This window comes from Caballeronia sp. RCC_10 (assembly GCF_041360715.1).
GTDB lineage: Bacteria > Pseudomonadota > Gammaproteobacteria > Burkholderiales > Burkholderiaceae > Caballeronia > Caballeronia grimmiae.
This window is the reverse complement of record NZ_JBFUPT010000001.1, coordinates 273869-299264: the sequence shown is the minus strand read 5'-3', so window position 1 is coordinate 299264 and position 25396 is coordinate 273869. Positions and strand designations below refer to the sequence as shown.

The 25396-nt window shown below is 64.6% G+C and carries 23 protein-coding genes and 1 pseudogene; 11 read left to right on the top strand and 13 right to left on the bottom strand.

Annotated features, from left to right (window positions below; genetic code table 11):
- The first annotated feature begins 418 nt into the window (after positions 1-418).
- Positions 419-709, top strand: a complete 291-nt coding sequence (locus tag AB6804_RS01410; protein WP_370884933.1) for a putative quinol monooxygenase — start codon at positions 419-421, stop codon at positions 707-709.
- A 22-nt stretch (positions 710-731) separates the two neighbouring features.
- Here the strand turns inward: AB6804_RS01410 and AB6804_RS01405 are convergent, their stop codons facing one another.
- From AB6804_RS01405 to AB6804_RS01395, 3 genes are all read right to left on the bottom strand, one after another.
- Positions 732-992, bottom strand: coding sequence for a hypothetical protein (locus tag AB6804_RS01405; protein ID WP_035967067.1), 261 nt, complete (start codon positions 990-992; stop codon positions 732-734).
- Between the two features lie 146 nt (positions 993-1138).
- Positions 1139-2749: a malate synthase A gene (gene aceB, locus AB6804_RS01400; protein WP_370884932.1), complete on the bottom strand. Its 1611-nt coding sequence runs from the start codon at positions 2747-2749 to the stop codon at positions 1139-1141.
- A 65-nt stretch (positions 2750-2814) separates the two neighbouring features.
- Positions 2815-3561 carry a haloacid dehalogenase type II gene (locus tag AB6804_RS01395; RefSeq protein ID WP_370884931.1) on the bottom strand — a complete coding sequence of 249 codons (747 nt, stop codon included), beginning with the start codon at positions 3559-3561 and terminating at the stop codon, positions 2815-2817.
- 139 nt (positions 3562-3700) lie between these two features.
- Here AB6804_RS01395 and AB6804_RS01390 point away from each other — a divergent pair, with 139 nt between their 5' ends.
- Together AB6804_RS01390 and AB6804_RS01385 are read left to right on the top strand one after the other, a co-directional pair.
- Positions 3701-4606 (top strand): LysR family transcriptional regulator, encoded by a 906-nt coding sequence (locus AB6804_RS01390; protein WP_035966983.1) that lies wholly within the window; start codon positions 3701-3703, stop codon positions 4604-4606.
- Positions 4607-5304: 698 nt separating this feature from the next.
- On the top strand, positions 5305-5739 hold the full coding sequence (locus tag AB6804_RS01385; protein ID WP_035966981.1) for a universal stress protein: 435 nt from the start codon (positions 5305-5307) through the stop codon (positions 5737-5739).
- Positions 5740-5832: 93 nt separating this feature from the next.
- On the opposite strand, the gene aceA is transcribed toward AB6804_RS01385, so the two are convergent.
- The 3 genes from aceA to AB6804_RS01370 form a co-directional block, all read right to left on the bottom strand.
- Positions 5833-7140: an isocitrate lyase gene (gene aceA, locus AB6804_RS01380; protein ID WP_035966980.1), complete on the bottom strand. Its 1308-nt coding sequence runs from the start codon at positions 7138-7140 to the stop codon at positions 5833-5835.
- A 402-nt stretch (positions 7141-7542) separates the two neighbouring features.
- Positions 7543-9168, bottom strand: coding sequence for a DEAD/DEAH box helicase (locus AB6804_RS01375; RefSeq protein WP_370884930.1), 1626 nt, complete (start codon positions 9166-9168; stop codon positions 7543-7545).
- 435 nt (positions 9169-9603) lie between these two features.
- On the bottom strand, positions 9604-9873 hold the full coding sequence (locus tag AB6804_RS01370; RefSeq protein ID WP_370884929.1) for an acyl-CoA-binding protein: 270 nt from the start codon (positions 9871-9873) through the stop codon (positions 9604-9606).
- Positions 9874-10017: 144 nt separating this feature from the next.
- On the opposite strand from AB6804_RS01370, the gene tsaB reads away from it, so the two are divergent.
- The 4 genes from tsaB to AB6804_RS01350 are packed head-to-tail and all read left to right on the top strand — an operon-like array spanning position 10018 to position 13394.
- Positions 10018-10830, top strand: a complete 813-nt coding sequence (tsaB, locus tag AB6804_RS01365) for a tRNA (adenosine(37)-N6)-threonylcarbamoyltransferase complex dimerization subunit type 1 TsaB (protein WP_370884928.1) — start codon at positions 10018-10020, stop codon at positions 10828-10830.
- A complete protein-coding gene (rimI, locus tag AB6804_RS01360; protein WP_035966969.1) occupies positions 10827-11318 on the top strand; it encodes a ribosomal protein S18-alanine N-acetyltransferase in 492 nt (163 codons plus the stop codon). Before tsaB ends, rimI begins: the two co-directional genes overlap by 4 nt.
- Positions 11305-12441: a uracil-DNA glycosylase family protein gene (locus AB6804_RS01355; RefSeq protein WP_370884927.1), complete on the top strand. Its 1137-nt coding sequence runs from the start codon at positions 11305-11307 to the stop codon at positions 12439-12441. Before rimI ends, AB6804_RS01355 begins: the two co-directional genes overlap by 14 nt.
- Entirely contained in the window at positions 12438-13394 is a 957-nt protein-coding gene (locus AB6804_RS01350; RefSeq protein WP_370884926.1) for a DUF1853 family protein, read from the top strand. The genes AB6804_RS01355 and AB6804_RS01350 overlap by 4 nt, the downstream gene beginning before the upstream one ends.
- Positions 13395-13412: 18 nt before the next feature.
- On the opposite strand, the gene thiD is transcribed toward AB6804_RS01350, so the two are convergent.
- From thiD to lplT, 4 genes and pseudogenes are all read right to left on the bottom strand, one after another.
- Positions 13413-14225 carry a bifunctional hydroxymethylpyrimidine kinase/phosphomethylpyrimidine kinase gene (thiD, locus tag AB6804_RS01345; RefSeq protein ID WP_370884925.1) on the bottom strand — a complete coding sequence of 271 codons (813 nt, stop codon included), beginning with the start codon at positions 14223-14225 and terminating at the stop codon, positions 13413-13415.
- Between the two features lie 8 nt (positions 14226-14233).
- Positions 14234-14881 carry a thiamine phosphate synthase gene (gene thiE / locus AB6804_RS01340; protein ID WP_370884924.1) on the bottom strand — a complete coding sequence of 216 codons (648 nt, stop codon included), beginning with the start codon at positions 14879-14881 and terminating at the stop codon, positions 14234-14236.
- Positions 14882-15018: 137 nt separating this feature from the next.
- Positions 15019-15699 (bottom strand): annotated as a pseudogene (gene thiM, locus AB6804_RS01335) (hydroxyethylthiazole kinase); the annotation flags it as partial.
- Positions 15700-15734: 35 nt separating this feature from the next.
- Positions 15735-17042, bottom strand: a complete 1308-nt coding sequence (gene lplT, locus AB6804_RS01330; RefSeq protein WP_370884923.1) for a lysophospholipid transporter LplT — start codon at positions 17040-17042, stop codon at positions 15735-15737.
- 305 nt (positions 17043-17347) lie between these two features.
- Between lplT and alr the strand changes: the two genes are divergently transcribed.
- From alr to AB6804_RS01315, 3 genes are all read left to right on the top strand, one after another.
- The gene (gene alr / locus AB6804_RS01325) at positions 17348-18418 is read left to right on the top strand and encodes an alanine racemase (protein WP_370884922.1); all 1071 of its coding nucleotides are present in this window, start codon (positions 17348-17350) and stop codon (positions 18416-18418) included.
- A 64-nt stretch (positions 18419-18482) separates the two neighbouring features.
- Positions 18483-19871 carry a DNA repair protein RadA gene (gene radA, locus AB6804_RS01320; RefSeq protein ID WP_035966950.1) on the top strand — a complete coding sequence of 463 codons (1389 nt, stop codon included), beginning with the start codon at positions 18483-18485 and terminating at the stop codon, positions 19869-19871.
- A gap of 168 nt (positions 19872-20039) precedes the next feature.
- Entirely contained in the window at positions 20040-20285 is a 246-nt protein-coding gene (locus AB6804_RS01315; RefSeq protein WP_174447233.1) for a DUF2866 domain-containing protein, read from the top strand.
- A 6-nt stretch (positions 20286-20291) separates the two neighbouring features.
- Here the strand turns inward: AB6804_RS01315 and AB6804_RS01310 are convergent, their stop codons facing one another.
- Positions 20292-21314 carry a CaiB/BaiF CoA transferase family protein gene (locus tag AB6804_RS01310; RefSeq protein WP_370884921.1) on the bottom strand — a complete coding sequence of 341 codons (1023 nt, stop codon included), beginning with the start codon at positions 21312-21314 and terminating at the stop codon, positions 20292-20294.
- Positions 21311-23254 (bottom strand): ATP-binding cassette domain-containing protein, encoded by a 1944-nt coding sequence (locus tag AB6804_RS01305; protein WP_370884920.1) that lies wholly within the window; start codon positions 23252-23254, stop codon positions 21311-21313. Before AB6804_RS01305 ends, AB6804_RS01310 begins: the two co-directional genes overlap by 4 nt.
- Before the next feature lie 150 nt (positions 23255-23404).
- Here AB6804_RS01305 and AB6804_RS01300 point away from each other — a divergent pair, with 150 nt between their 5' ends.
- Complete coding sequence (locus AB6804_RS01300; RefSeq protein WP_370884919.1) at positions 23405-23896, top strand: glutathione peroxidase; 492 nt, start codon at positions 23405-23407, stop codon at positions 23894-23896.
- Between the two features lie 4 nt (positions 23897-23900).
- Here AB6804_RS01300 and cls read toward each other — a convergent pair whose 3' ends face one another.
- Complete coding sequence (gene cls / locus AB6804_RS01295; RefSeq protein ID WP_370884918.1) at positions 23901-25394, bottom strand: cardiolipin synthase; 1494 nt, start codon at positions 25392-25394, stop codon at positions 23901-23903.
- Positions 25395-25396: the final 2 nt, after the last annotated feature.

Below are 25396 nucleotides of genomic sequence, written 5' to 3'. Positions count from 1 at the left end.
GCGGTTTTTTTCGCCTTGCATTCACCGCGCGCGAACTCGCGAATCGCAGTTGCGCTACTAAGCGAGGCGCGCCTGATATAAACCGCACACATATATTGCGCTGACGATTGTTTCTATCGTCGAATGTGCGCAATAGCTTATAAAAATTGGCGCGCGACCATTACATTGCGTGCATGGCGAGACGACTGCGCCGCGCGGCTCTGACAAAGCCGTGATCGAAACAACTATCCCGAACATTGGCTCGTCACGCGAGCCCCGATGGCCCCGTCGCCTATCCTCGTAGGGCGACGGCTTTCGCCCGCGCTTCTAAAAAAGCGCGGGCTTTTTCTTGTCATGACGATATGCGCTTCAGGCAGTTTTTCTGGCGCGCGTTTATGCTTCGGTTTTAACGTATTACTGAAAACAAGGAGAATCGCTCGTGCAAGAAGTCGCCGTCGTCGCTATTTTTGTCGCCAAGCCGGGTAAGGAAGAAGAACTCAGACAGTTGGCCGAAGCCAACGTCGAGCCGACGCGCCAGGAGGCCGGCGCGCTGCAATACGACCTGCATCGGGATATCAAGGAGCCGCGCCGCTTTATTTTCGTCGAACGCTGGGAAAGCGAAGCCGCGCTCGAAGAGCACGGCAAGACGGCGCATATCCAGGCGTTTCGCGCAAAGGCGCCCGAATTCGTCGAGCACGGCGAAGTGCATGTCGCAAGCAAACTGCTATGACGCGCGGCGCTAAGACTCAGGCTTAATGTGTGGCCTGCGGGACGTCGAGAATGAGGATGATGGTCCAGTCCGCTTCGCCGTCATGGTGATACTGACGCTCCGCCACGATGAACGGCTGCTGCTTTCCGTCCGGCCCAAGGAAAAGCACGTCGCCTTCCATCGGCAGACATTCGATCGGCGGCAGCGCCAGAAATGCGTCCTTATCGGCGTTGCGGGGCATCAGTTTTTCAATCTTGCGCGATGCCGCGTCGGTCCATTCGATATCGAGCTGGATATTGCTCATGCTGTCGTTCGCACGGTGAGTGCGCTCCACGGTTGAATCGTTGAAAAAGACGATGCGCAATGTAGCACACGCCGTGCGCTCTCCGTGACGCGGCTCGCATGGACGAACGGCCCGCGGGCCGTTCATCGTGCGAAGCAACCCCGCGATCAGATTTCCTCGTAAAGCGGCAGCGTCAGAAACTCGGTGAATTGCTCCGACGTCGACATGGTCTCGAAAATCTTCGCGGCGCGCTCATACGGCTTCGTGTCGCTTCCCGAGCCGCCGACGCTCAGCTTCACCTTCTCCAGTTCGTCGATGACGATCTCGCGCACCATCGACGCCGTGACCTTGCGGCCGTCGTCCAGCTTGCCCTTCGGCGAGCGAATCCACTGCCACACCTGCGAGCGCGAGATTTCGGCGGTAGCGGCGTCTTCCATCAGGTTGTGGATCGGCACGCAGCCATTGCCAGCAAGCCACGATCCGAGATAGTGGATGCCGACGTTCACGTTGTTGCGCAGGCCCGCTTCGGTGATCGGCGCTTCGGGGCGGAAATCGAGGAGATCGTGCGCCGTCACCTGCACGTCGTCGCGCTGCTTGCCGATCTGGTTGGGCTTGTCGCCGAGCACCTTGACGAACTCTTCCATCGCGATCGGAACGAGTCCCGGATGCGCGACCCAGCCGCCGTCGTAACCGTCTGTGGCGTCGCGGGCCTTGTCGGCGCGGACGCCGCCCATCGCCTTGTCGTTCGCGGCGGGATCGTTCTTGATCGGAATCAGCGCAGCCATGCCGCCGATGGCCGGCGCGTTACGCCTGTGGCACGTCTTGAGCAATTGCAGCGCGTAGGCGCGCATGAACGGCACCGTCATCGTGATCTGCGAGCGGTCCGCGAGGCAGAAGTCCGGATCGTTCTTGAACTTCTTGATTGCCGAGAAGATGTAATCCCAGCGGCCTGCGTTCAGCCCGGAGCTATGTTCGCGCAACTCGTACAGGATTTCGTCCATCTCGAAAGCGGCGAGGATGGTTTCGACGAGCACGGTCGCGCGAATCGTGCCCCGTGCGATGCCGATGCCTTCCTGCGCCGCAACGAAAATGTCGTTCCACAGGCGCGCCTCGAGATGGCTTTCCATCTTCGGCAGATAGAAGTAAGGGCCGCTGCCGCGTGCGATCAGTTCCTTCGCGTTGTGGAACAGGAAGAGGGCGAAGTCGAAGATGCCGCCGGAGACGCGCTGGCCGTCGACGGTCACGTGCTTTTCATCGAGATGCCAGCCACGCGGGCGCACGATCAGCGTCGCGACCTTGTCGTTCAGCTTGTACGACTTGCCGTTCTGTTCCAGCGAGATCGTGTGGCGCACGGCTTCCTTCAAATTGATCTGACCGGCAATCTGGTTTTCCCAGACGGGCGCGTTCGAATCCTCGAAGTCGGTCATGTACGAATCGGCGCCGGAGTTGAGCGCGTTGATGATCATCTTGCGTTCGACCGGCCCCGTGATTTCCACGCGGCGGCACTGCAGATCCTGCGGCAGCGGCGCAACAGTCCAGTCGCCTTCGCGGATGGCCTTCGTTTCTTCGAGGAAGCCGGGACGCTCGCCCGCATCGAGCCGCTTCGTCCGTTCGATGCGCGCGGCCAGCAGTTCCTGACGGCGCGGCTCGAAGCGGCGATGCAGCATCGCGACGAAGGCGAGCGCCTCCGGCGTGAGGATCGTTTCGAAGCCGGGCTGAATATCGGCCGAGATTGCCATGCCTTCGGGCAGCGAGAGCGGATTCGACGTTTGCGTCATGTGTTTTCTCCTTGGTCGGTCAGACGGTCTTGCGTGGTGGTTGTACTTTCAATGCGATGCGGCGCTCACGCCCCTTCGATGAACGCGACGAGCTCGCTCATGTCGCGTCCTTCGCGATGTGGGACGACGCCGAGGTTCTCGACTGGCAGGGCGGCGCGGTTGAGCCAGAACGTCGTGTAGCCGAACCACGCCGCGCCGGCGACGTCCCATCCGTTCGACGACACGAACACGATCTCGCGCGCCGCCGCTCGGGCGATGCCGAAGGCGCGCGTGCCGAGTTCATAGGCGCGGGCATCGGGCTTGTACGCGCGGACGGCATCGACGGAGAGGACGTGATCGAACAGGCCCGTCATGCCGGCGCTTTTCACGGCGATGTCGAGCACCGGCGGATTGCCGTTGGAAAGGATCGCGAGCGGAAGGCCGAAGCGCTCGCGCAGTGCGTCGAGTGCGGCCAGCGCGTCGGGGAACGCGGACAGGCACGCGTATTCGTCCATCAGACGCTTTTCGGCGGTGCTCGTCAGCGCTTGCGCCAAGCCGAGGCGCGCGGCGGCATGACGCAGCGCGTCGATCGTGATGTTCCAGAACGGGACGTAGCGACCGCCGGACGGATCGGCGAGCGTGCGCAGTTGCGTGTATTCGATCTGCTTCTGTCGCCAGAGCTGCGAAAGCGCGCTGCCGTTGCCGGGGAATAGCTGCTCGGCGGCCGCGATGACGGAATGCACGTCGAACAGCGTGCCGTAGGCGTCGAAGATAACGGCTCGGGGAAGTCCGGATGAACCGGATGACGATGCGTGTGTCGTTATGGCCGACATAGCCTTGCGCTCCTGGAAGAGGTCGGGACGAATTCTATTGGTGATCGAAGTGATGGAAAAAGCATCGCCGGATCACTTGATCTTTTACTTTTAGCCACCTAATCTGTGCCCGGACATCGGGTATCGAAGAAGAAAGTGCATGGATCGGTTCAAGCAGATTGAGACGTTCGCGGCCGTCGCCGCGAAAGGCAGTCTTTCGGCTGCGGCGCAGGCGGAAGGCATTGCGCCGGCTGTCATCGGCAGGCGGATCGATGCCCTGGAGGAACGGCTCGGTGTGAAGCTGCTCGTCCGCACGACGCGCAAGATCACGCTCACCTTCGAAGGATCGGCGTTTCTCGAAGACTGTCAGCGCATCATCAACGACATGCAGAACGCGGAAGCGAGCGTGTCGGCGGGCGGCGTCAAGGCGAGCGGGCATTTGCGCGTGTCCGCGCCGGCTGGCTTCGGCCGGCGTCATGTCGCGCCGCTCGTGCCGAAGTTCACGACCTTGCATCCGGATGTGTCCGTGAGTCTCGATTTGACCGACCGCATGGTCGACCTTGTCAACGAGGGCTTCGATTGCGCGGTGCGGCTCGGGGAACTGCCGGATTCGTCGCTCGTGTCGCTCAAGCTCGGCGAAAACCGGCGCGTGTGCGTCGCGTCGCCGGACTATCTGGCGAAACGCGGCAAGCCGACGAATCTGGCTGCGCTCGCGCATCACAATTGCCTTGCGCTGGGGGCGTCGGCGAACCAGCAGCGCGGCTGGATGTTTCAGCAGGACGGCAAAGTCGTGACGATCAAGGTATCCGGCACGATGGAATGCTCGGACGGCGCGGTGCTTCACGAATGGTGCCTGGAAGGTCGCGGACTTGCGTGGCGATCGTGGTGGGAAGTGGGCGAGGATATCCGCGCTGGACGGCTCGTGAGCGTGCTCGATGCGTTCGCCGCACCGCCTATCGGCATCCATGCGGTGTTTCCTCAGCGCCGGCATTTGCCGTTGCGAGTACGGCTGTTTCTCGATTTGCTCAAGCATACGTACCACGCTTCGGGGTATTGGGGGGAGTAGGTTGGCCGGGTGAGTAGGGTGGATCTGGCTTGTATGTCGGCGCGATTGCTACGGAATCCTATGGATAAACTGCAGTTCGACGAATCGGACTCGGGTTGCTGATTGCGTACTTGCTCGCGTCTGCAGTTTCGAACGGCAAAAGCTCGATGCAATCGCGGCGCGCTTCGAACCGGTCCCGCTTGGCTTGCCGATGCGCTCAGGTCGCGATGGTAGAAATCGTTTCGCGCTGCACGCGCCTGCAAGTGACTAAAAACGCGCTCGACGACCGCATTGCGGCGCACGTCGGACGTTCCGCGCGGTCATCGCGAAAGCCTCGCTGGACTAGCACGAGGCCGTCGAACAGATCGTGAATCGCTTCGATCTATCGTGCTGCGTCGTTAGCGGAAACACGGCGACGCGCAGCGTGAATCAATTCCGTTCGACAACTCCCCGGCCAAGCGGCGCGCGCCGACGCTGGCGCGCGTCCAACGTACGGCACAGGCGCCGATTTCTCGCGATCGAACCCTGCTCTCCGCGATGAATTCAGCTAGCCGATCTCATCCCATTCGCGCTTGTCCATTTCAACAAACACCGGTTCGAAAGCGAAGGCGTCCAGGCACAGCCCCCTAAGTCGCACCGGCCAATGCATATGAACCTGTCGCGCGGTTCCCTGCCTGACTACAATTGAACCGTGCCCCGACGTTCCGAAGGAGGACGCCATGTTCAAGCACATCCTGGTACCGACCGACGGCTCCGAGCTGTCGCAGAAAGCCATCGACGGCGCCATCGATCTCGCGCAGTCCGTCGGCGCGCGCATCACCGCGTACGCGTGCCTGCCGCAGTATCCATACTCCCCTTTCGCCGATGTCGCCGTCGAGCCGCCCGACGACTTCCACGCCCGCGCCGATCGAGAAGCGCGCGAACACCTGCGCGCCGTCGAACGCGCGGCTGAAAGCGCCGGCGTTCCCTGCGCGAGCGTGACGAGCATCGAAGCCGCGCCGTACATCGGCATCATCGACGCGGCGGAACAGAACGGCTGCGACGTCATTTTGATGGCCTCGCACGGCCGTCGCGGGCTCGGAAGTCTGCTGATCGGCAGTGAAACCCAGCGCGTGCTCACGCACACCAAGATTCCGGTCATCGTGTACCGATGATGTCGTCGAGCGGCGGCCGCGACGCGCTTCCAACTACGCGCCGCAACCGCCGCTGCTTTCACCGCTCTCCCTGATTTAACCAGCCATCCGCTATTACGCGACCTTCTTGTCGAAGAACTGCTCGTCTTCCGTCGATCCGTGCAGCGCCGTCGTCGATGCGTCGCGCTCGACCGTCTGCGTGACCGCGTCGAAGTAGCCGGTGCCGACTTCGCGCTGGTGCTTGACCGCCGTGAAGCCCTTGTCGGCGGCGGCGAACTCGGCCTGTTGCAACTCGACGAACGCGCTCATCTGCGTGCGCGCATAGCCGTGCGCGAGGTTGAACATCGAGTAGTTGAGCGCATGGAAGCCCGCGAGCGTGATGAACTGGAACTTGTAGCCCATCGCGCCGAGTTCGCGCTGAAACTTGGCGATGGTTGCATCGTCCAGATTCTTCTTCCAGTTGAACGACGGCGAGCAGTTGTACGACAGCAGCTTGCCCGGGAACTCCTTGTGAATCGCTTCGGCGAATTGCTTCGCGTATTCGAGGTCCGGCTTGCCCGTCTCGCACCACACGAGATCAGCGTACGGCGCGTAGGCGAGACCGCGTGAAATTGCCTGGCCGATACCCGGCCGCGTCCGGTAGAAGCCTTCCACCGTGCGCTCGCCGGTGAGGAAGGGCTTGTCGTTGTCGTCGACGTCGGATGTCACGAGATCGGCGGCTTCCGCATCGGTCCGCGCGACCAGCAGCGTCGGCGTGCCGCACACGTCCGCGGCGAGACGCGCGGCGACCAGCTTCGCGACGTTCTCGCGCGTCGGCACGAGCACCTTACCGCCCATGTGACCGCACTTCTTGACCGATGCCAGTTGATCCTCGAAGTGCACGCCCGCTGCGCCGGCTTCGATCATCGCCTTCATCAGTTCGAAGGCGTTGAGCACGCCGCCGAAACCCGCTTCCGCATCGGCGACGATCGGCGCGAAGTAGTCGATATAGCCTTCATCGCCCGGATTCTTGCCTTCCGACCATTGGATCTGATCGGCGCGCGTGAACGTATTGTTGATGCGCTTCACGACGAGCGGCACCGAGTTCGCCGGATACAGGGACTGGTCCGGATACATTTCGCCCGCGATGTTCGCGTCGCCGGCCACTTGCCAGCCGGAAAGATAGATGGCCTTGAGGCCGGCCTTCACCTGCTGCATCGCCTGATTGCCCGTCAGTGCGCCGAGCGCGTTGACGAACGGCTCATCGTGAATCAGCGACCACAGCTTTTCCGCGCCGCGTCGCGCGAGCGTGTGCTCGACCGGCACCGAGCCGCGCAGACGCACGACGTCCTCCGCAGAGTAACCGCGCTTGATGCCTTTCCAGCGCGGATCGGTTTCCCATTGCTGATGGAGTTGCTGAGCTTGTTGTTGACGGGAGGTCATGGCGTTTCTCCTTGAGATTGGCTGTACGACGAACTGGTATCGATGCTTCTTGCGAACTGAGCAGTGAGGCGCCGAGCTTGGCGGTCTGCGTTTGCTCAACTCTTATATAAGAGTCTAAGCGAGTGCAACGATAGGAGACAGCGTTCTCGGGAGAAATCTGGCAGGAAAGTTTCTATGAATAAACAATCAGTTACGGCGAGCATTTTGCATGGAGAAACGCCTTTTCCCATGCTGCAAGTGCTGCGGTTGTGCCGCGCAGCAAAACTTTTGCGAAACAAAAAGCCGTTGCGCACCGTGAAATGTGGTGACGGACGAAAAAAAACCGATGCGCGAGGCATCGGTTTTCTTGTTTGGCAGCGCGAGGTGGCGTCTGACGCCACCTCGGCTCTACGTCGTCAACGATCAGTTGCCGCGACGCGGTGCGCGCGGACCGTCGTTGCGGCGTGCGCTGTAGCCGTCGCGCTGGCCGAAACCACCGTCACGGTTGCCGCCGCGATAGCCGCCTTCGGCGTCGCCGCCGGTGCTCGCGCCGCGATAGCCGCCGCCGTCACGCGAACCCGTGCTCGACTTGTTGCCGTAGCCGCTGGCGTTGCTCGCACCATAGCCGCGGCCACCGCCGTTGCTGCTGCCGCTGCCGAAGCGGCGTCCGCCGTTACCGCCGGCCGGACGGCCACGGCCGCCGAAACCGCCCTTCGGCGCCGACTTGCGCGGCTCGAAACCGACCACGACGTTCACCGGCAGCGGTGCACGCACGAAGCGCTCGATGCGCTTGAGCGCACCGGTTTCCGCGTGGTGCACGAGGCTCACGGCCGTGCCGCTGCGTCCCGCGCGGCCCGTACGGCCGATGCGGTGCACGTAGTCTTCCGCGAACTTCGGCAGGTCGTAGTTGAAGACGTGCGTGATGCCGGGGATGTCGATACCGCGGGCGGCGACATCCGTCGCCACCAGGACGCGCACGCGACGCTCGCGCAGTGCGCGAATCGTGCGGTTACGCGCGCCTTGCGGCAGATCGCCGTGCAGCGCAGCCGATTCGAAACCGGCGCCGGCGAGACGATTGGCGATGAGGTCGGCGTCGCTCTTGGTGGCGGTGAAAACGATGGCCTGATCCAGCTCCGAATCGCGCAAGAGGTGGTCGAGCAGGCGATCCTTGTGATCGCGGTCATCGACGTAATGCACGGTCTGCGCGATGTTGTTGCGCGCTTCGAGCTTCTGCACGATCTCGATACGTTCCGGGTCCTTCAGCAGACGGCCCGTCAGCGACGAAATCTTGCCGTCGATGGTCGCGGAGAAGAGCAGCGTCTGACGCGTGGCCGGCGTAGCGGCGACGATCGTCTCGATGTCTTCGATGAAGCCCATGTCGAGCATGCGGTCGGCTTCGTCGAGCACGAGCATGTTGAGGTTCGACAGGTCGATGCGGCCGCGTTCCAGATGGTCGATGAGACGGCCCGGCGTCGCCACGAGAATTTCGGGGTTCTTCGCGAGCAGCATCAATTGCTGGCCATACGCGACGCCGCCCAGAATGCTCACCGTGCGCAGACGGCGCAGGTGACGGCCATACGTGGTCGCGGCGGCGGAAACTTGCATTGCGAGTTCGCGCGTCGGCGTGAGCACGAGCAGTTGCGGACGTGCGACCGGCTGCGGACGGCGGCCCGGACGCGCGTTCGGATCGCGCGGCTGACGCGGTTCTTGCGCCTGGAGCTTTTCGAGTTGCGAGAATTTTTCGATGGCCGGCAGCATGAACGCCGCGGTCTTGCCGGAGCCCGTCGGGCTCGAGACGAGCAGGTCGCGGCCGGCCAGCGCGGCGGGAATCGCGCGCTGCTGCACGGGCGTCGGGGACTGATAGCCAGCGGCGGTCAGCGCGGTGATGATGTCGGCGGAAAGGCCGAGCGATTCGAAAGTCGGGCCGGCGGGCGCTTCGACGGCCGGGGCTGCGACTGCTGCGGCTGCAACTGCGTCCACGATAGGGGCGGTGCCGAGCGTCTGTGCTGCGATGTTGTCCAACGGGCTAGGGGTAATACTCGAAGTCATGTCGATCCTTGAAACGGAAGATAAGGCGTCGGCGCCAATCGGCATACCCAAGTCGTTGGATTCAGCGAGCGAAGAAACAGCGAGCAAATCGAAAAACGGGGGCAACTCGCGCAAACAGAAGGCGAGTAATGTTGTTAGAAGCTGTATCGGATACGGCAGGCTCGGGGAGCACTGACGTCAGCCTGATGCATGACGGGCCGCGGAACAAACAGCGCGCAAATTGCGCTGCGGCCTAGCAGGGAAGGGACAGTTTCTAAACTGGATTGGAGCAAAACGCTACGAAGCGGCATTCATGAGCGGCGCATGCTTTATACATGCAAACGACAGTCACGCTGCTGAAACGCTAGTATAACGGAATTTGCTGCACCGCGCCACATATTGACGCATTCCGCGCCATCGAAGGGCATCGACGGCGGGGACGCCAGCGCGCCTCGGTCAGCTTGCTTCGCCGCGCCTGAGCGACTCGACGAGTTCGACGTAGTGCTGCTTGGCCGTATCGACGGGCGTGCCTTTCAGCGCCGACCACGCTTCGTATTTGTATTTCCCGGCGATGTCGGTGAAACCCGGTTTTTCGCCTTGCACGTCGCCGATGCTCGCCTGCTTGAACAGCGCATAGAGCCGCAGGAGCGTCAGATTGCCGGGGCGCTCGCGCAGTTCTTTCACGTCGATTTGAGCCTGGGCGAATTGCCGGTCGATGTCGGTCATGCGTCGTGTCCTGTGCATCGGAATGGGCCGACGATCTTAGCAAGCGATACGCGCTTCGCCTGTCGAGGCTTTCCTCGAATCGCGAAGGGTTCGACCGCAAGCATCGTGCGAAAGCATGGCCCGTCCCGCATTACAATACCGGCCATGACCCGCACCATCCTGCTCGCTCTCGATACGTCGACGGAATTTTGCTCCGTCGCGCTGCTGCTCGACGATCCCGCCTCGCAGCAATCCTCCCGATCCGCGCCTCACTATGAAAGCGGCGATACGCGTGTCTGGCTCCGCCATGAAGCCACCGGCGCGGTATCGAGCACGCGCCTTTTGCCGGCCGTGCGCGAGTTGCTCGACGAAGCCGGCCTCGCTCTGGCCGATTGCAGCGCGATCGCGTTCGGCGCGGGGCCGGGCTCCTTTACCGGCCTTCGCACCGCGACCGGCGTAGCGCAAGGGCTGGCGTTCGGGCTGAATGTGCCGGTGGTGCCGGTCAGCACGCTGCTCGCGTGCGCGGAAGCCGCGCGCCTCGCCGATCCGTCGCTGCCGCCGCGTGTGCTGGCGGCCCTCGACGCGCGGATGGACGAGGTGTACTGGGCGGACTACGCATTCGACGCCGATACCGCCGACTGGCGCGTCGTGCATCCGGCATCGCTCGATGCTCCCGCTGCGCTGCCGCTCCCCGATGCGCCGTTCGCGCTCGCGGGCAACGCGGCCGCGGCTTTCGGCGACCGTCTGCCGGCGCTCGCCGCCGCCGCGCATGTCGACCGGAACGCGCTGCCTCACGCATTGCCGGTCGCGCTGCTGGGCTTGCGCGCGCTGCGCGCCGGGCGTGCGGTCGCGCCGGAACTGGCCGCGCCCGACTATGTGCGCAACAAGGTCGCGCAGACGACGGCCGAGCGGACGGAAGCGCGCGCCGCCGCCGGCAAGCGCGACGCCGACGCCGCCCGCGAGGAGGCGCTCCGGTGAGCGGCGTGCTGCTCGCGGATCGGTATCTGACGCCGATGACCGAAGCCGATCTCGACGAAGTCGCCGCCGTCGAGCGACTCGCCTACGAGTTTCCGTGGAGTCGCGGCAATTTCCAGGATTCCTTGCGCAACGGTTATTACGGCGTATGCCTTCGTCATGTGACGGGAACGCTCGTCGGCTATTGCGTGCTGATGCCGGTCGTCGATGAAATGCACTTGCTCAATCTCTGCGTCGCGCCGGCGGCCCAGGGTGCGGGCGCGGGATTGACGCTGCTGCGCGAGGCGGTGCGCATCGCGCACGCCGAGAAGCTGGACGGCATGCTGCTCGAAGTGCGGCCGTCGAATCCGCGGGCGATTCAGCTTTACGAGCGCTTCGGCTTCACGGCCATCGGGCGTCGCAAGAATTACTATCCCGCGCGGCATCGGTCGCGCGAGGACGCAATCGTCATGCGTCTTTCGTTCAAGGAGAGTGCGCATGGCGCTGGATGAATTGCTGATCGAGGAGTTGGGATTCGGGCCGGTCTGGGTGCGGCGGCGGTCGGGCGAGAGTCCGGCCCGCGCTGACACGGCGCAGACGACGGCTCTGGCGTTGGGCGACATGCCGGCGGATGCGCAAATTTCGGCGCCAGCGGGCGAGCACGCGGCGCCGAACGAATCGACCGATGCGACCGGCTCGGATCAGTCGCGCTCCACGGTCGCCCGGGTTTCGACACCAGCGACCGGACAGGCATCAGCCGCCCCGTTGCCGGACGCACGCGACGTCGAATCGCCGTTGACGCCGCAACGCAAATCGACAACGAACGAACCGCGCACACTCGAAGCCGCGCCGCCAGCGCCGCCAGCGCCGCCAGCGCCGCCAGCGTCGCAATCGTCCGTCCCCCAACGCTTCGATGCCACGCCGCAAGACTTCGACGCGCCGCCCTTCGAAGCCTACGACGATCTCCCCTGGACTGACGAAGCGCCCTCTATCGAGCCGCCCGTCGCGCCCGACGCCGCCGACGACATCCATACGCTCGACTGGGATCCGCTCGCGGAGCGCGTCTCGAACTGCGAACGATGCCGCCTCTGCGAGCGCCGCACGAACGCGGTCTTCGGCGTCGGCGACCGGGAGGCGGACTGGATGCTGATTGGCGAAGCGCCCGGCGAGAACGAGGACAAGCAGGGCGAGCCGTTCGTCGGTCAGGCGGGCAAGCTGCTCGACAACATGTTGCGTTCGCTCGCGCTGTCGCGTGAATCCAATGTCTACATCGCCAACGTGATCAAGTGCCGGCCGCCCGGCAACCGCAATCCCGAACCCGACGAAGTTGCGCGCTGCGAGCCGTATCTTCAGCGTCAGGTCGAACTCGTGAAGCCGAAAGTGATCGTCGCACTCGGGCGTTTCGCCGCGCAGAGCCTGTTGAAGAGCGACGGCAGCATCGCGTCGCTGCGCGGGCGTGTTCACGAATATCGCGGGGTGCCGGTCGTCGTCACCTATCACCCGGCGTATCTGCTGCGCAGCCTGCCCGACAAGGCGAAGGCCTGGGCCGATCTGTGCCTTGCGCGCAAAACCCATCAGGAAGCGCTCGCCGCACTCGGCGTGGAACCGGGAGCAGAGAAGGGCGCGCGGGGATGAGCGATCTGTCGCGTCTCGTCGATCAATTCGAGGACGCGACCGTGCGTGACCTGGCGTGGCTGCTTTTCGCGCCCGATCTGCTGCGCGCCGACGAAGCCGGCGCGAAACTCGCGCAGCCGTTTGCATCGTCCGCCGAGCGCGAGGCCACGCTCACCTGGCTGCACACGCTCGACGCCGCGCCCGATCCGCTGCATGTCCGCTCACGCAATCCCAGGTCCACGCGCCTCGGCATCTATGCGGAGAGCCTGCTCGAATTCTTCCTGGCGCACGGTCCCGCCGCGCGTCTCGTTGCGGCGAACGTCCCGCTCAGGCAGCAGCGGCGCACCATCGGCGAATGTGATTTTCTGCTCGAAACGGCGGACGGCGCGCGCGTGCATTGGGAACTCGCCGTGAAGTTTTACCTGCATATCGGCGATGGCGCGTCGGCGACGGCGCGCCTGTCCGATTACGTCGGGCCGAATCTGCAGGACCGCTTCGATTTGAAATATGGGCGGCTGCTTACGCATCAGCTCGCGCTGACCACGCGTGCGGAATTCGCGGCGCTCAAGCTCGATGGTCCGTGGGACGCGCAGTTGTTCATCAAGGGACGGCTTTTCTATCACGACGATGCCGTGATGCCCGCACCCGAAACCGGCGAGCGGCATGTGCGCGGCTGGTGGCTGACGGCGTCGGAGTGGCGGGCCGGGCACGAAGCAATCGACGACGCCCGCGCGTGGGTCGTGCAACCGCGCCTCGCGTGGCTCGCATCGCGCCGCCTGCAAGCCGGCGATGCCGAATTGCTGATGGCCGAAGCCGCCGCGATTCACGCATCCCTGCAGGCCGCCGTGGCGCCGACGATGGTCGCCTCTTACGTCCGCGACGGCGCGGGCGGCTGGACGGAGGAATCGCGCGGATTCATCGTGCCGGACGACTGGCCGGAGCGGGCGCGGGCGTTCGCGGCGTCGGCGCTGTAATCGGCGCGGCTCCGGCGCTTACCACCAGCGATAAAAATGATGGACCGGGCCGACGCCATGACCCACGTCGAGCCGCGCGCTCGCCTCGATCGCGCCGGTGAGATAACGCTTCGCTTCGGCGGTCGCGGTCCCCAGATCGTCCGTTTGGGGGATCAGCGCGGCGATTGCCGATGACAGCGTGCAGCCCGTCCCGTGCGTGTTTTTCAGCGCGACGCGCGCGCCGGAAAGCCGCAGCGCGCCCGAAGCCTCGATCAGCCAGTCGGGGCTGTCCGAAGAGGTGAGATGCCCGCCCTTCATCAGCACCGCACGCGCGCCCGCGGCGAGCAAGGCTTCGCCCTGTCGCACCATCGCATCTTCGTCGATGGCGGCTTCCACGCCGAGCAAGGCCGCCGCTTCGGGCAGATTCGGCGTGACGAGCGTTGCGAGCGGCAGCAGTTCGTCGCGCAGCGCGGCGACGGCTTCCGGCGCGAGCAGCGCATGATTGCTCTTCGAGATCATCACGGTGTCGAGCACGACATGCACCGGACGATGCCGCCGCAGCGCATCCGCCACCGCGCGCACGATGCCCGCGTTCGCCAGCATGCCGATCTTCACCGCATCGATGCGAATGTCGCCGAACACGGCGTCGAGCTGGGCCGTGACGAAGCCGGGATCGGGCGCATGGACCGCCGTCACGCCGCGCGTGTTCTGCGCGGTGAGCGCGGTGATCACGCTCGCGCCGTACGCGCCGAGCGCCGAAAACGCCTTGAGGTCGGCCTGAATGCCCGCGCCGCCGCCCGAGTCGGAACCGGCGATGGTGAGCGCGTTGGGAATGCGTTTGGTCGAAGTCATCGGAAGGATCAAGTTCGTGCGCGGTCGATCGTCGCGCGCAGTGCCGCCGCGGCTTCGCGCGGATTCGTGGCCTTGCAGATCGCGGATACGACCGCGAGGCCCGCCGGTTTCGCGCGCATCACGTCGGCGGCGTTGTGCGCCTGAATGCCGCCGATCGCGACCGTCGGAAAGCGCGCTTCAGCGCACAGTGCGGCGAGGCCGTCGATGCCGCAGGGCGCGGAGGCGTCGGTTTTCGTGGGCGTCGCGTAGACCGGCCCCGCGCCGAGATAGTCGACGACGCCCTGCATGGCGTTTGCCTGCGCCACTTCACCCGGACTCGACACCGACAGGCCGATCAGCGCGTCCGGCCCCATCAGCCGCCGCGCGACGTCCGCCGGCAGATCACGCTGGCCGACGTGCACGCCATCCGCGCCGGCGGCAAGGGCAATGTCGACGTGATCGTCGATGATGAGCGGCACGCCGTGGGCGCGCGTCAGCGGCAAGAGGTCGAGCGCCAGCGCCAGCCACGCGCGCTTGTGCCACTCCGGCGCGCGCAGTTGCACGACCGTCGCGCCGCCGTCCAGCGCCGCACGCGCCACGTCGAGCGCGGCCTCGTGACCGCCGCACTGCACGGGATCGAGCACGAGGTAGAGCGAGAGGTCGAAGGAAGAACGCATGTCAGGAAAGCGCGACGTCGCGCTGCACGAGCGTCGTGTCGAACGCGTGCGCGTCCAGAGAGGCGAGCCGGTCCAGGTAAAGCGACCGCGAAGCTGCCGGGCAAGGCCGCGTCGCGTGCGGCGAGTTCGCCGGCCACGGTCGAATAGGCGATGGCGGCGACCGTCGCCATGAAGCGCTCGTCGCGCGATGCTGCAACGCCGGCGAATGCCGCGACCGTCGCGGACAGCGCGCAGCCGACGCCCGTCACGCGCGTCATCAGCGGCGAGCCGTTCGACAGCGCGATCACGCGGCGGCCGTCGGTGATGTAGTCGGTTTCGCCCGTCACCGCGACAACGGCCTGCGTATTCAGCGCGAGCACTTGCGCGGCGTCGAGGGCGGCGTCGGTGGCGGCGGTGCTGTCCACGCCGCGCCCGCTCGCCGTGCCGCCCGACAGGCTGATGATCTCCGACGCGTTGCCGCGAATCACCGCCGGCTTCGCATCGAGCAATTCGAGCGCGAACTGCGTGCGAAAGGCGAGCGGGCCGACGGCCACTGGATCGAGCACCCAGGGCTTGCCCGCGCCATTGGCGGCGTCGACGGCGGCGCGAATCGCCCGCGATTGCGGCAAATCGAGCGTGCCGAGATTCACCGACAGCGCATGGGCAAGCGGCGCGAATTCGGCGACTTCCTCGCGTGCGACGACCATCGCCGGCGCGGCGCCGACAGCCAGCAGCACGTTCGCGGTGAAATTCGTGACGACGAGGTTCGTCAGGCAATGCACGAGCGGCGCTTGATCGCGCACGCGCGTGACGAAGGAGAAGAGATCGGCTGATTGCATGATGAGTGAAGACTACCCGGCGTCACGCGATGCCGTCAGTGCCGCGCCTCGCCGATCAGCGCGACGGAATCGAACGCGCGCTGATTCGCCTGATGCCGGCGCATGACGAAGTACATCATCAGACACACGAACGAGCCGAACAGCACGATGACGAACTGGATCGGCACGTCGAGCCACACGAGGACCGCGTACAGGCACAGCATCACCAGCACCGACAGGTTCTCGTTGAAGTTCTGCACGGCGATCGAATGCCCGGCCGACAGCAGCACGTGTCCGCGATGCTGCAAGAGCGCGTTCATCGGCACGACGAAGAAGCCGGACAGGCCGCCGACGATCATCAGGAAGAGATACGCGACCAGCAGATAGCCGGGGAAATGCATCTTGCCGAAGTAGATGCCCCAGTGCGCCGGAAAGAGATGCCGCGTGTAGAACGCCATCAGCATGACGGCGATGCCCATCATGATGCCGACCGGCAGCACCGACAGCGAGCGCTTGAGCGGCACGCGCGCCGCCGCGAGCACCGCGCCCACCGCGACGCCGACCGCGATCACCGCCTGCAGGATGGCCGCTTGCGAAAGCGTCATGCCGAGCGACACTTCCGCCCATTTGAGCACGATGAACTGCAGCGTCGCGCCCGCGCCCCAGAAGAGCGTCGTGACGGCGAGCGAAATCTGGCCGAGCTTGTCGCGCCAGAGCGTCAGGAAGCAGTCGGCGAAATCGGTGATGAGCTTGATCGGCCGCGTTTCCTGCTTCGGATAGCGCGCGCCGGTATCGGGAATGCGCAGGTTGAAGATTGCGGCGACGACGTACATCAGCATGATGACAAGCATCGCGGCCTCGGCCGGCGTGGTGATGCGCGGAATATTCAGACCCAGCAAATGACTGGCGACGTGCGGACTGATGAGCGCGCCGCCCATCACGGTGCCGAGGATGATAGAGCCGACCGTGGTGCCTTCGATCCATCCGTTCGCCGCCACGAGGCGGTCGGGCGGCAGAAGTTCGGTGAGAATGCCGTATTTCGCGGGCGAATATGCCGCCGCGCCGAAACCGACGATGCCGTAAGCCAGCAGTGGATGCGCGCCGAACAGCATCGTGATGCAACCCAGCACCTTGATGGAATTGGTCACGAACATCACATGGCCCTTGGGCCGCGAGTCCGCGAAAGCGCCGACGAATGCCGCGAGAACCACGTAGGACAGCACGAAGAAGAGCTTCAGCAGCGGCGTCATCCAGTTCGGCGCGTGAAGGTCTTTCAGCAGTGCAATGGCAGCGATCAGTAATGCGTTATCGGCCAGCGATGAGAAAAACTGCGCGGCCATGATGGTGTAAAAACCTTTTTTCATCTGATCCGAAGCTTTCCTCACTGCGGGTGATCCGCCCCGGACGCTGGTCATGCTTGCTGTCATGCGTTCGGGCTTATGCCGTTCGAAATGGGTTGTGCGCAGGGCTTTATAACACGAAAATAGGCGCATTCTGACTAGCAGTAATCTCGATCGCGCGTGACACGGTTGATCCGTAAAGGCCTCCGCGCGCGGGATTCTTCATAAGGTCCTGATTCACAAGGCGTCTTGATCGACGAAGCAGCCGCTCGCTCCGCTGGCGTATGCTTGCGTCTTTCCGCCCGAACCGTGATTCCACCCAAACGCTCATGCCGCGCCCCCTTTCAGCAACCATTCATACGCCCGCACTCGCCAACAACCTCGCCATCGCGCGCAAATACGCGCCGAAATCCAAGATCTGGGCTGTCGTCAAGGCCAATGCATATGGCCACGGACTGGCGCGAGCGTTCCCCGGACTTCGCGCAACGGACGGCTTTGGCCTTCTGGACCTCGAAGAGGCCGCAAAGTTGCGCGAACTCGGCTGGGCCGGGCCGACTCTTCTGCTGGAAGGCTTTTTTCGGCCAACGGATATCGACGTCATCGACCGCTACAGCCTGACCACGGCCGTGCATTGCGATGAACAACTGCGCATGCTGGAAATGGCGCGCCTGTCGAAGCCGGTGAATATTCAGTTGAAAATGAATAGCGGCATGAACCGCCTCGGCTACACGCCCGAGCGCTTTCGCGCCGCGTGGGAGCGGGCGCGCGCCTGTCAGGGGATCGGCCAGATCACGCTAATGACCCATTTCTCCGACGCCGACAGCGAGCGCGGCATCGCGCATCAACTGGAGGCGTTCGAGCGTGGCGCGGAGGGCATCGCGGGGGCGCGCAGCCTGTCCAATTCGGCGGCGGTGATGTGGCATCCGTCCGCGCATTTCGACTGGGTGCGGCCCGGCATCATGCTGTACGGCGCGTCGCCATCGGGCGTGACGGCCGATATCGCCAGTACTGGCCTCAAGCCCGCGATGACGCTCTCCTCGGAACTGATTGCCGTGCAGACGGTGCAGCCGGGGCAAAGCATCGGTTATGGCTCGACGTATCGCGCGGGACAAGCCATGCGTATCGGCGTGGTGGCGTGCGGCTATGCGGACGGCTATCCCCGCGTCGCGCCGGAAGGCACGCCGGTGATCGTCGACGGCGTGATGACGAAGCTCGTCGGCCGCGTGTCGATGGACATGCTCACCGTCGATCTGACGCCGTGCCAGAACGCGGGCATCGGCTCGCGCGTCGAGTTGTGGGGCACGAACCTGCCGATCGACGATGTCGCGCGCTCGTGCGGCACCATCGGGTACGAGCTGATGTGCGCGATCGCGCAACGCGTGCCGGTGCGGGCGGAGTGAGGCCGGGTCGTCGGCGCGCAAACGAATCGAATCGAATCGAATCGAATTTCTGACAAGGCAATACGTGGCAAAAGCAGCAAAGGCGAAGACGCTCTATATCTGTAGCGAATGCGGCGGGCAGTCGCCGAAGTGGACGGGGCAGTGCGCGGCGTGCGGGGCGTGGAACACGCTGGTGGAGTCGGCGGAGCAGGCGCCGTCGGCGCATCGCTTCCAGGCGCTCGCCAAGAGTTCGACGGTGCAGCGTCTCGCGGATATCGAAGCGTCGGACGTGCCGCGCTTCACGACCGGCGTCGGCGAGTTCGATCGCGTGCTGGGCGGCGGGCTCGTGCCGGGCGGCGTGGTGCTGATCGGCGGCGATCCGGGCATCGGCAAATCGACGCTGCTATTGCAATCGCTCGCCGAGATTGCACGCGAGCGTCCGGCGCTGTATGTGAGCGGCGAGGAATCCGGTGCGCAGATCGCATTGCGCGCGCAGCGGCTGGGGTTGATCGGCGCGAACGAAAGCGCCGCCGCCGATCTCAGCCTGCTCGCCGAAATCCAGCTCGAGAAGATTCAGGCGACCATCGACGAACAGCGTCCCGAAGTTGCCGTCATCGACTCCATCCAGACGATCTACTCCGAAGCGCTGACCTCCGCGCCGGGTTCCGTCGCGCAGGTGCGCGAATGCGCGGCGCAACTGACGCGCATCGCGAAGCAGACAGGCACGGCGATCATCATGGTCGGCCACGTGACGAAAGAGGGCAGTCTCGCGGGGCCGCGCGTGCTGGAGCATATCGTCGACACGGTGCTCTACTTCGAGGGCGATACGCACTCGTCCTTCCGGCTCGTTCGCGCGTTCAAGAACCGCTTCGGCGCGGTCAACGAACTCGGCGTGTTCGCGATGACGGAGAAGGGCTTGCGCGGCGTCGCGAATCCGTCGGCGCTCTTTCTGTCACAGCACGAGCAAAGCGTCGCGGGCTCGTGTGTGCTCGTCACGCAGGAAGGTTCGCGGCCGCTGCTCGTCGAAGTGCAGGCGCTCGTCGATACCGCGCATGTGCCGAATCCGCGGCGGCTCGCGGTCGGGCTCGAACAGAACCGGCTTGCGTTGCTGCTGGCGGTGCTGCATCGGCATGCGGGCATCGCGTGTTTCGATCAGGACGTTTTCCTCAACGCGGTGGGCGGCGTGAAGATCACGGAACCCGCCGCCGATCTCGCCGTCCTGCTCGCGATTCATTCGTCCATGCGCAACAAGCCGCTGCCGAAGGGGCTCATCACGTTTGGCGAAGTCGGGCTTGCCGGTGAAATTCGCCCATCGCCGCGCGGACAGGATCGCCTGAAGGAGGCCGCCAAGCTCGGCTTCTCCGTCGCGCTGATTCCGAAGGCGAATGCGCCGAAGCAGGCGATCGACGGGCTGAAGGTTATTGCCGTGGACCGCATCGAGGAAGCAATCGACCGTGTGCGCGACCTCGAATGACTTGCGCTGAAGGATCGGACCCCGCGTAACGCGCCGTAAAAAACCCCTTATCGCGTGTAACCCAACGCGTGCGTGCTTTGCCTATCCTCCTAAGGCTACGGATCCGGCTGCTTCGTTGCGACGCGCCGGAAGCATCGAGAGGACCACGCTTTGAAGCACGCCAAAACAATGCGAGCCAAGCCCGCGTTTCATCTGCGCGGATGTCGCGTGTCGCCGCCCTTGCAGCAACCGTGGGGCAGCGGGTGCCGGATCATCGAATGGATCGACGGCGAGGGGCAGATTTCGCGTCGCGTCGTGGCTGCGGACGTCACCGAGGACGAAGTCGTCGCCGTCATTCGCCGCCATGTGACCGGGCGCAAGCATGTGCTCGTCGACGACGAGCGTCAGCCGCGTCAGACCTTGCCGCGCCGTTAGGCTGATCTAGCCGCGAAAAAGCGGATGCGCCGCCGCTTCGGCCGGCGTCAGCACGGGCGCCACGCAGCAATCGAGCGGTTCCAGGCGCGCGATCCATTCATCGCGCGTGCGCTCGCGGAAGCACGCGGCCAGTTGCGCCGACAATTCCGCTGCATCCGCGCCACCGATAGCCTGCCCGAGACTCCAGTGCCGCGTGGCCCATTCCGGGCGGCCGAGCGCGCGACACAGCGTCTGCCAGAACTTCAGTTCCAGGGCGCCGACCGCGATGAACCGGTCATCGCGCGTTCGATACACGCCGTAGCAGGGCACGCCGCCGTTGAGCAAGCCGGCGCCCGCGCGCGTGCCCGGTTCATCGCCACGCGCGAGCGCGACGTGCGCCATTACGTTGAACGCGTGAACCGAGTGAGTCATGGAGACATCGATTCGACGCCCCTCGCCGCCTCGCGCGACATGCCAGAGGGCCGCGAGCATCTCGGTCACGGCGCAAAGCGCGCCGCCCAGCAAGTCCGCCAGCTGGAAGTTCGGCGCGACGGGCGTGCCATCGGGCGCCGCGAGCTGATCGAGCACGCCCGCATAGGCGATGTAATTGATATCGTGGCCCGCCTTGTCCGCGAACGGGCCTGTGCTTCCGAAGCCCGTAATCGCGCAATAGACGAGCTTCGGATTGATCTGACGTAACACTTCGTAGCCGACGCCCAGCCGCGCCATCACCGCTGGCCGGAAGCTCTCGACGAGCACATCGGCGTCACGCGCGAGGTCGATGAGCTCGGCGCGGCCCGCTTCGGTCTTGAGATCGAGCGTCATCGTCCGCTTGCCGCGATTCACGATGCGATAGAACGCGCTCGGCGTCCCGCTCAGGCGCTCCGCTTCGTTTTGCAGCATGGTGCGCGCGTAGTCGCCTTCGCCTGGCGGCTCGATCTTCAGCACGTCCGCGCCCAGTTCCGCGAGCCGCAAGGTCGCGACCGGACCGGGCAACAACCGCGTCAGATCGAGCACGCGGAGGCCGGCGAGGGCAGGAGAAGGCGTCATGAACTGATCTGTTCGAGTTCCTCGTGCGCTTCGAGCCACTCCATTTCCAGCGTTTCGAGCCGCGCATTCACTTCGCCCTGACGACGAATCGTCTCGGTGAGCTTCGCCTTAAGCGCGGCGTCGTAGCTGGCGGGATCGGCGACGAATGCATCGAGCGTCGATTTCTCCGCGTTCAGCGTGTCCATTTCCTTCTCGATCTTCGCGATGCGCGACTGCAACGGCCTTTTCAGATGCGACAGCTTCTGCCGTTCCTGCGCTTCCTGCTTGCGCTGCTCCTTGCGGTTGAGCGCGCTGTCCTGCGGATCGCCCGCTGACGACGCACCGCTCGCTTCCTTCGCTGCCGCCCGCGTTTCGGCGGCGTGCTGCAACAGCCAGTCGCGATAATCGTCGAGGTCGCCATCGAACGGATTCAGCCGATGCTTCGCGACCAGCATGAACGTGTCGGTCGTCGCCCGCAGCAGATGCCGGTCGTGCGACACGAGGATCAGCGTGCCTTCGAACTGCGCGAGCGCCATCGTCAGCGCGTGACGCGTTTCGAGATCGAGGTGATTGGTCGGCTCGTCGAGCAGCAGCAAGTTCGGCTTCTGCCAGATGATGAGCGCCAGCGCGAGCCGGGCCTTCTCGCCGCCGGAGAAGGGCGCGATCTTCGCGGTCGCCATGTCGCCAGAGAAGTTGAAGCTGCCGAGGAAATCGCGCAGTTCCTGCTCACGCGTGTCGGGCGCGAGGCGCGCCAGATGCTGAAGCGCGGAATCGTCGGGGCGCAGCGTCTCGAGCTGATGCTGCGCGAAGTAGCCGATCTGCAGGCCCTTGCCGTGGCGCACGTGACCGGATAGCGGTTCGAGCGTGTCGGCGAGCGTCTTGATGAGCGTCGACTTGCCCTGACCGTTCGCGCCCAGCAAGCCGATGCGCTGACCGCTTTGAATCGACAGCGTGACGCCTTCGACGATCGGAATCTCGGCGCCGTCATCACCGTGATAACCGCAGCGCACGCCTTCCATCACCATCATCGGATTGGGCGCGGCATCTGGCGTGCGGAATTCGAACGTGAACGGCGAACTTGCGTGCGCCGGCGCGATCAGTTCCATTTTTTCGAGCGCCTTCACGCGGCTTTGCGCCTGCTTCGCCTTGGTCGCCTTTGCCTTGAAACGGTCGATGAAGCTCTGCAAATGCTGCACGGTCTTCTGCTGCTTCTCGAATGCGCTCTGCTGCAGCGCAAGTTGCTGCGCGCGCAGGATTTCGAACTGGCTGTAGTTGCCGCCGTAGCGCTTCACCTGCCGGTTCTCGAGATGCAGCGTGACGTTACAGACCGAATCGAGAAATTCGCGATCGTGCGATATCACGACGAGCGTGCCCGGATAACGCGCGAGCCAGTCTTCGAGCCACACGATCGCGTCGAGGTCGAGGTGGTTGGTCGGCTCGTCGAGCAAAAGCAAATCGGACGGGCACATCAGCGCCTGCGCGAGGTTCAGGCGCATGCGCCAGCCGCCGGAGAAGCTCGACACCGGCTCGCGTGTCTGCGCAAGCGTGAAGCCGAGACCCAGCAAAAGCGTTTCGGCGCGGGCGGGCGCGGTGTAGCCGTCGGCATCGGCGAAAGCGGCGTGCGCTTCGGCTTCGGCGGCGCCGTCGTGCGCGGCAGAGGCGGCGGCGATGCGCGCTTCGATCGCCCGCAAGTGGGTGTCGCCGTCGAGCGTGTAGTCGAGCGCGGTGCGATCGACCGCCGGCGTCTCCTGCGCGACGTGCGCGATGCGCCACGACGGCGGCATCGAAAAGTCGCCGCCGTCCGCGTGCAATTCGCCGCGCAGCACGGCAAAGAGCGTGGACTTGCCTGCGCCGTTCGCGCCGACGAGACCGGCTTTCTCGCCCGGGTTGAGCGTGAAGCTCGTCTCTTCGAAAAGCGGCTTGGTGCCGCGGGACAGGCTGAACTGGTTGAAGCGGATCACGTCGGGATGGCGGCGAAGGGCGCGGGCTTGAGGAAAGCGCTATTTTAGACCGGCCGCGCCTCTGCACAGGGATCGTCCGTTCGGCCAATGGCGGGCAATCGCGGGCGGTAGTAGCATCGCCTGAATTCAACTTCCAGCGGGGAACATGCCATGAGTTCAACTACCGGCGGTATTTACGGCTTCACGGCCGAGACGCTCGACGGCGCGACCGTCAGCCTCGACCAGTACCGCGACAAGGTGCTGCTGATCGTCAATACGGCGAGCGAGTGCGGTTTCACGCCGCAATACAAGGGACTCCAGGAGTTGTACACGCGGCTGGCGGGGCGCGGCTTTGAGGTGCTTGGCTTCCCGTGCAACCAGTTCGGCAAGCAGGAGCCGGGCGATGCCGCCCAGATCGGCGACTTCTGCGAGAAGAACTACGGCGTCACTTTCCCGATGTTCGCGAAGATCGACGTCAACGGCGCGAACGCGCATCCGCTGTTCAAGTATCTGACCGAGAAGGAGCCGGGGGTGCTCGGGCTGGAGGCGATCAAATGGAACTTCACGAAGTTTCTGGTGGATCGGAACGGAAATATCGTGAAGCGTTATGCGCCGATCACGAAGCCGGACGCGATCGCCGGCGATATCGAAAAGCTGCTGTAGCGCGTCAGAGAATCGGCGAAAACAGCCGGGCGACGTGCATCGCCATCCGATGCCAGAACGCGAAGGCGAGATAGTCGTTTTCGTCGATCTCATACGCGTGCGCAAAGTCGATGAGCAGCATGCTCTCGACCTGCCTCGCGAAGGCATGATCGACGGTCAGCACCGTGATCTCGAAGTTGAGCCTGAAAGAACGGTTGTCGAGATTCGCGCTGCCGACCGACGCGGCGATGTCGTCCACGAGCACGACCTTCTGATGCAGGAAGCCCGGCTTGTAGCGGAAGATGCGCACGCCGGCCTGCACGAGATCGTACGCATAGAGCCGCGAGGCCGCGAACACCACGCGATGATCGCGCCGGCTCGGAATCAGGATGCGCACGTCCACGCCGCGCATCACGGCGAGCCGTAGCGCCGAGAACACCGCTTCGTCGGGAATCAGATAAGGCGATGTGATCCAGATGCGCTCGCGCGCCGCGTTGATCGCCTCGACGAAAAACAGCGAGCAGGTCTCCTGCTTGTCGGCGGGGCCGCTCGACAGCACCATGCAGTGCATGTCCTCGTCGGCATGCGGCGCGGGGCCGAGTTCGGGAAGACGCTGCGTCGCCCAGTACCAGTCTTCGGTGAAGACGAACTGGATGCTCGCGATCGCCGGGCCGCGCACTTCGACATGCGTGTCGCGCCACGGGGAAAGGCGCGGATTGCCGCCGAGATACTCGACGCCCACGTTGTGGCCGCCGACGAACGCGCGCTTGCCGTCGACCACGACGATCTTCCGATGATTGCGGAAGTTGATCTGAAAGCGGTGCACGAACTTGCGCTTGGTCGCGAACGGATGCGCCTCCACGCCGCCCGCACGCAGCGCGTGCACGTAGCGATGCGGCAAGTCGAAGCTGCCGATGCTGTCGTAGAGGAAATAGACGCGCACGCCCGCCTGGGCCTTCGCGATGAGCGCATCGCGCAGCATGTCGCCGAGCGCATCCGCGCGCACGATGAAAAACTGCACGACGATATAGCGCTCGGCGGCTTCGATCGCTTCGAGAATCGCGGAGAACGTGGCGTCGCCGTTGACGAGCACGCGCACCGAATTGCCGCGCAGAAACGGCATGCCGGATAGCCGCTGAAGCGTGCGGATCGTCGGATTGCCGAGATGGTCGGCGGGCCCCGGCAAAAGTTCGCCGCGCGCGCCGGGCGAATCGAGCGGCACGATACCGGTTTCGGACGCGTCGCTGCGCTCCTGCGAGTCCCACTCGGCGGGCTTGGTGCGGTTGCGCAGAATTTCGTATTCGAGCCGCCGCTCGTCGATGTAATCGGCGAACTTGCTGCGGCCGAGAAACAGGTAGGGGATGAGCGTGAGATACGGCATCGCGACGAGCGACACCGCCCACGCGACCGCGCCTTGCGACGTGCGCGTGTGAATAACCGCGTGCACGGCGGCGATGACGCCGAGCACATGCGCGGCCATCACGAGCGTGCCGACGTGGAGCCAGTCTGCTGCTTGCATAG

Excerpts from the sequence above, each read along its gene's own strand:
- AB6804_RS01405 (WP_035967067.1), bottom strand. The coding sequence starts at position 992 with ATGAGCAATATCCAGCTCGATATCGAATGGACCGACGCGGCATCGCGC.
- aceB (WP_370884932.1), bottom strand. The coding sequence starts at position 2,749 with ATGACGCAAACGTCGAATCCGCTCTCGCTGCCCGAAGGCATGGCAATC.
- AB6804_RS01395 (WP_370884931.1), bottom strand. The coding sequence starts at position 3,561 with ATGTCGGCCATAACGACACACGCATCGTCATCCGGTTCATCCGGACTT.
- AB6804_RS01390 (WP_035966983.1), top strand. The coding sequence starts at position 3,701 with ATGGATCGGTTCAAGCAGATTGAGACGTTCGCGGCCGTCGCCGCGAAA.
- AB6804_RS01385 (WP_035966981.1), top strand. The coding sequence starts at position 5,305 with ATGTTCAAGCACATCCTGGTACCGACCGACGGCTCCGAGCTGTCGCAG.
- aceA (WP_035966980.1), bottom strand. The coding sequence starts at position 7,140 with ATGACCTCCCGTCAACAACAAGCTCAGCAACTCCATCAGCAATGGGAA.
- AB6804_RS01375 (WP_370884930.1), bottom strand. The coding sequence starts at position 9,168 with ATGACTTCGAGTATTACCCCTAGCCCGTTGGACAACATCGCAGCACAG.
- AB6804_RS01370 (WP_370884929.1), bottom strand. The coding sequence starts at position 9,873 with ATGACCGACATCGACCGGCAATTCGCCCAGGCTCAAATCGACGTGAAA.
- tsaB (WP_370884928.1), top strand. The coding sequence starts at position 10,018 with ATGACCCGCACCATCCTGCTCGCTCTCGATACGTCGACGGAATTTTGC.
- AB6804_RS01355 (WP_370884927.1), top strand. The coding sequence starts at position 11,305 with ATGGCGCTGGATGAATTGCTGATCGAGGAGTTGGGATTCGGGCCGGTC.
- AB6804_RS01350 (WP_370884926.1), top strand. The coding sequence starts at position 12,438 with ATGAGCGATCTGTCGCGTCTCGTCGATCAATTCGAGGACGCGACCGTG.
- thiD (WP_370884925.1), bottom strand. The coding sequence starts at position 14,225 with ATGACTTCGACCAAACGCATTCCCAACGCGCTCACCATCGCCGGTTCC.
- thiE (WP_370884924.1), bottom strand. The coding sequence starts at position 14,881 with ATGCGTTCTTCCTTCGACCTCTCGCTCTACCTCGTGCTCGATCCCGTG.
- lplT (WP_370884923.1), bottom strand. The coding sequence starts at position 17,042 with ATGAAAAAAGGTTTTTACACCATCATGGCCGCGCAGTTTTTCTCATCG.
- alr (WP_370884922.1), top strand. The coding sequence starts at position 17,348 with ATGCCGCGCCCCCTTTCAGCAACCATTCATACGCCCGCACTCGCCAAC.
- AB6804_RS01315 (WP_174447233.1), top strand. The coding sequence starts at position 20,040 with ATGCGAGCCAAGCCCGCGTTTCATCTGCGCGGATGTCGCGTGTCGCCG.
- AB6804_RS01310 (WP_370884921.1), bottom strand. The coding sequence starts at position 21,314 with ATGACGCCTTCTCCTGCCCTCGCCGGCCTCCGCGTGCTCGATCTGACG.
- AB6804_RS01300 (WP_370884919.1), top strand. The coding sequence starts at position 23,405 with ATGAGTTCAACTACCGGCGGTATTTACGGCTTCACGGCCGAGACGCTC.
- cls (WP_370884918.1), bottom strand. The coding sequence starts at position 25,394 with ATGCAAGCAGCAGACTGGCTCCACGTCGGCACGCTCGTGATGGCCGCG.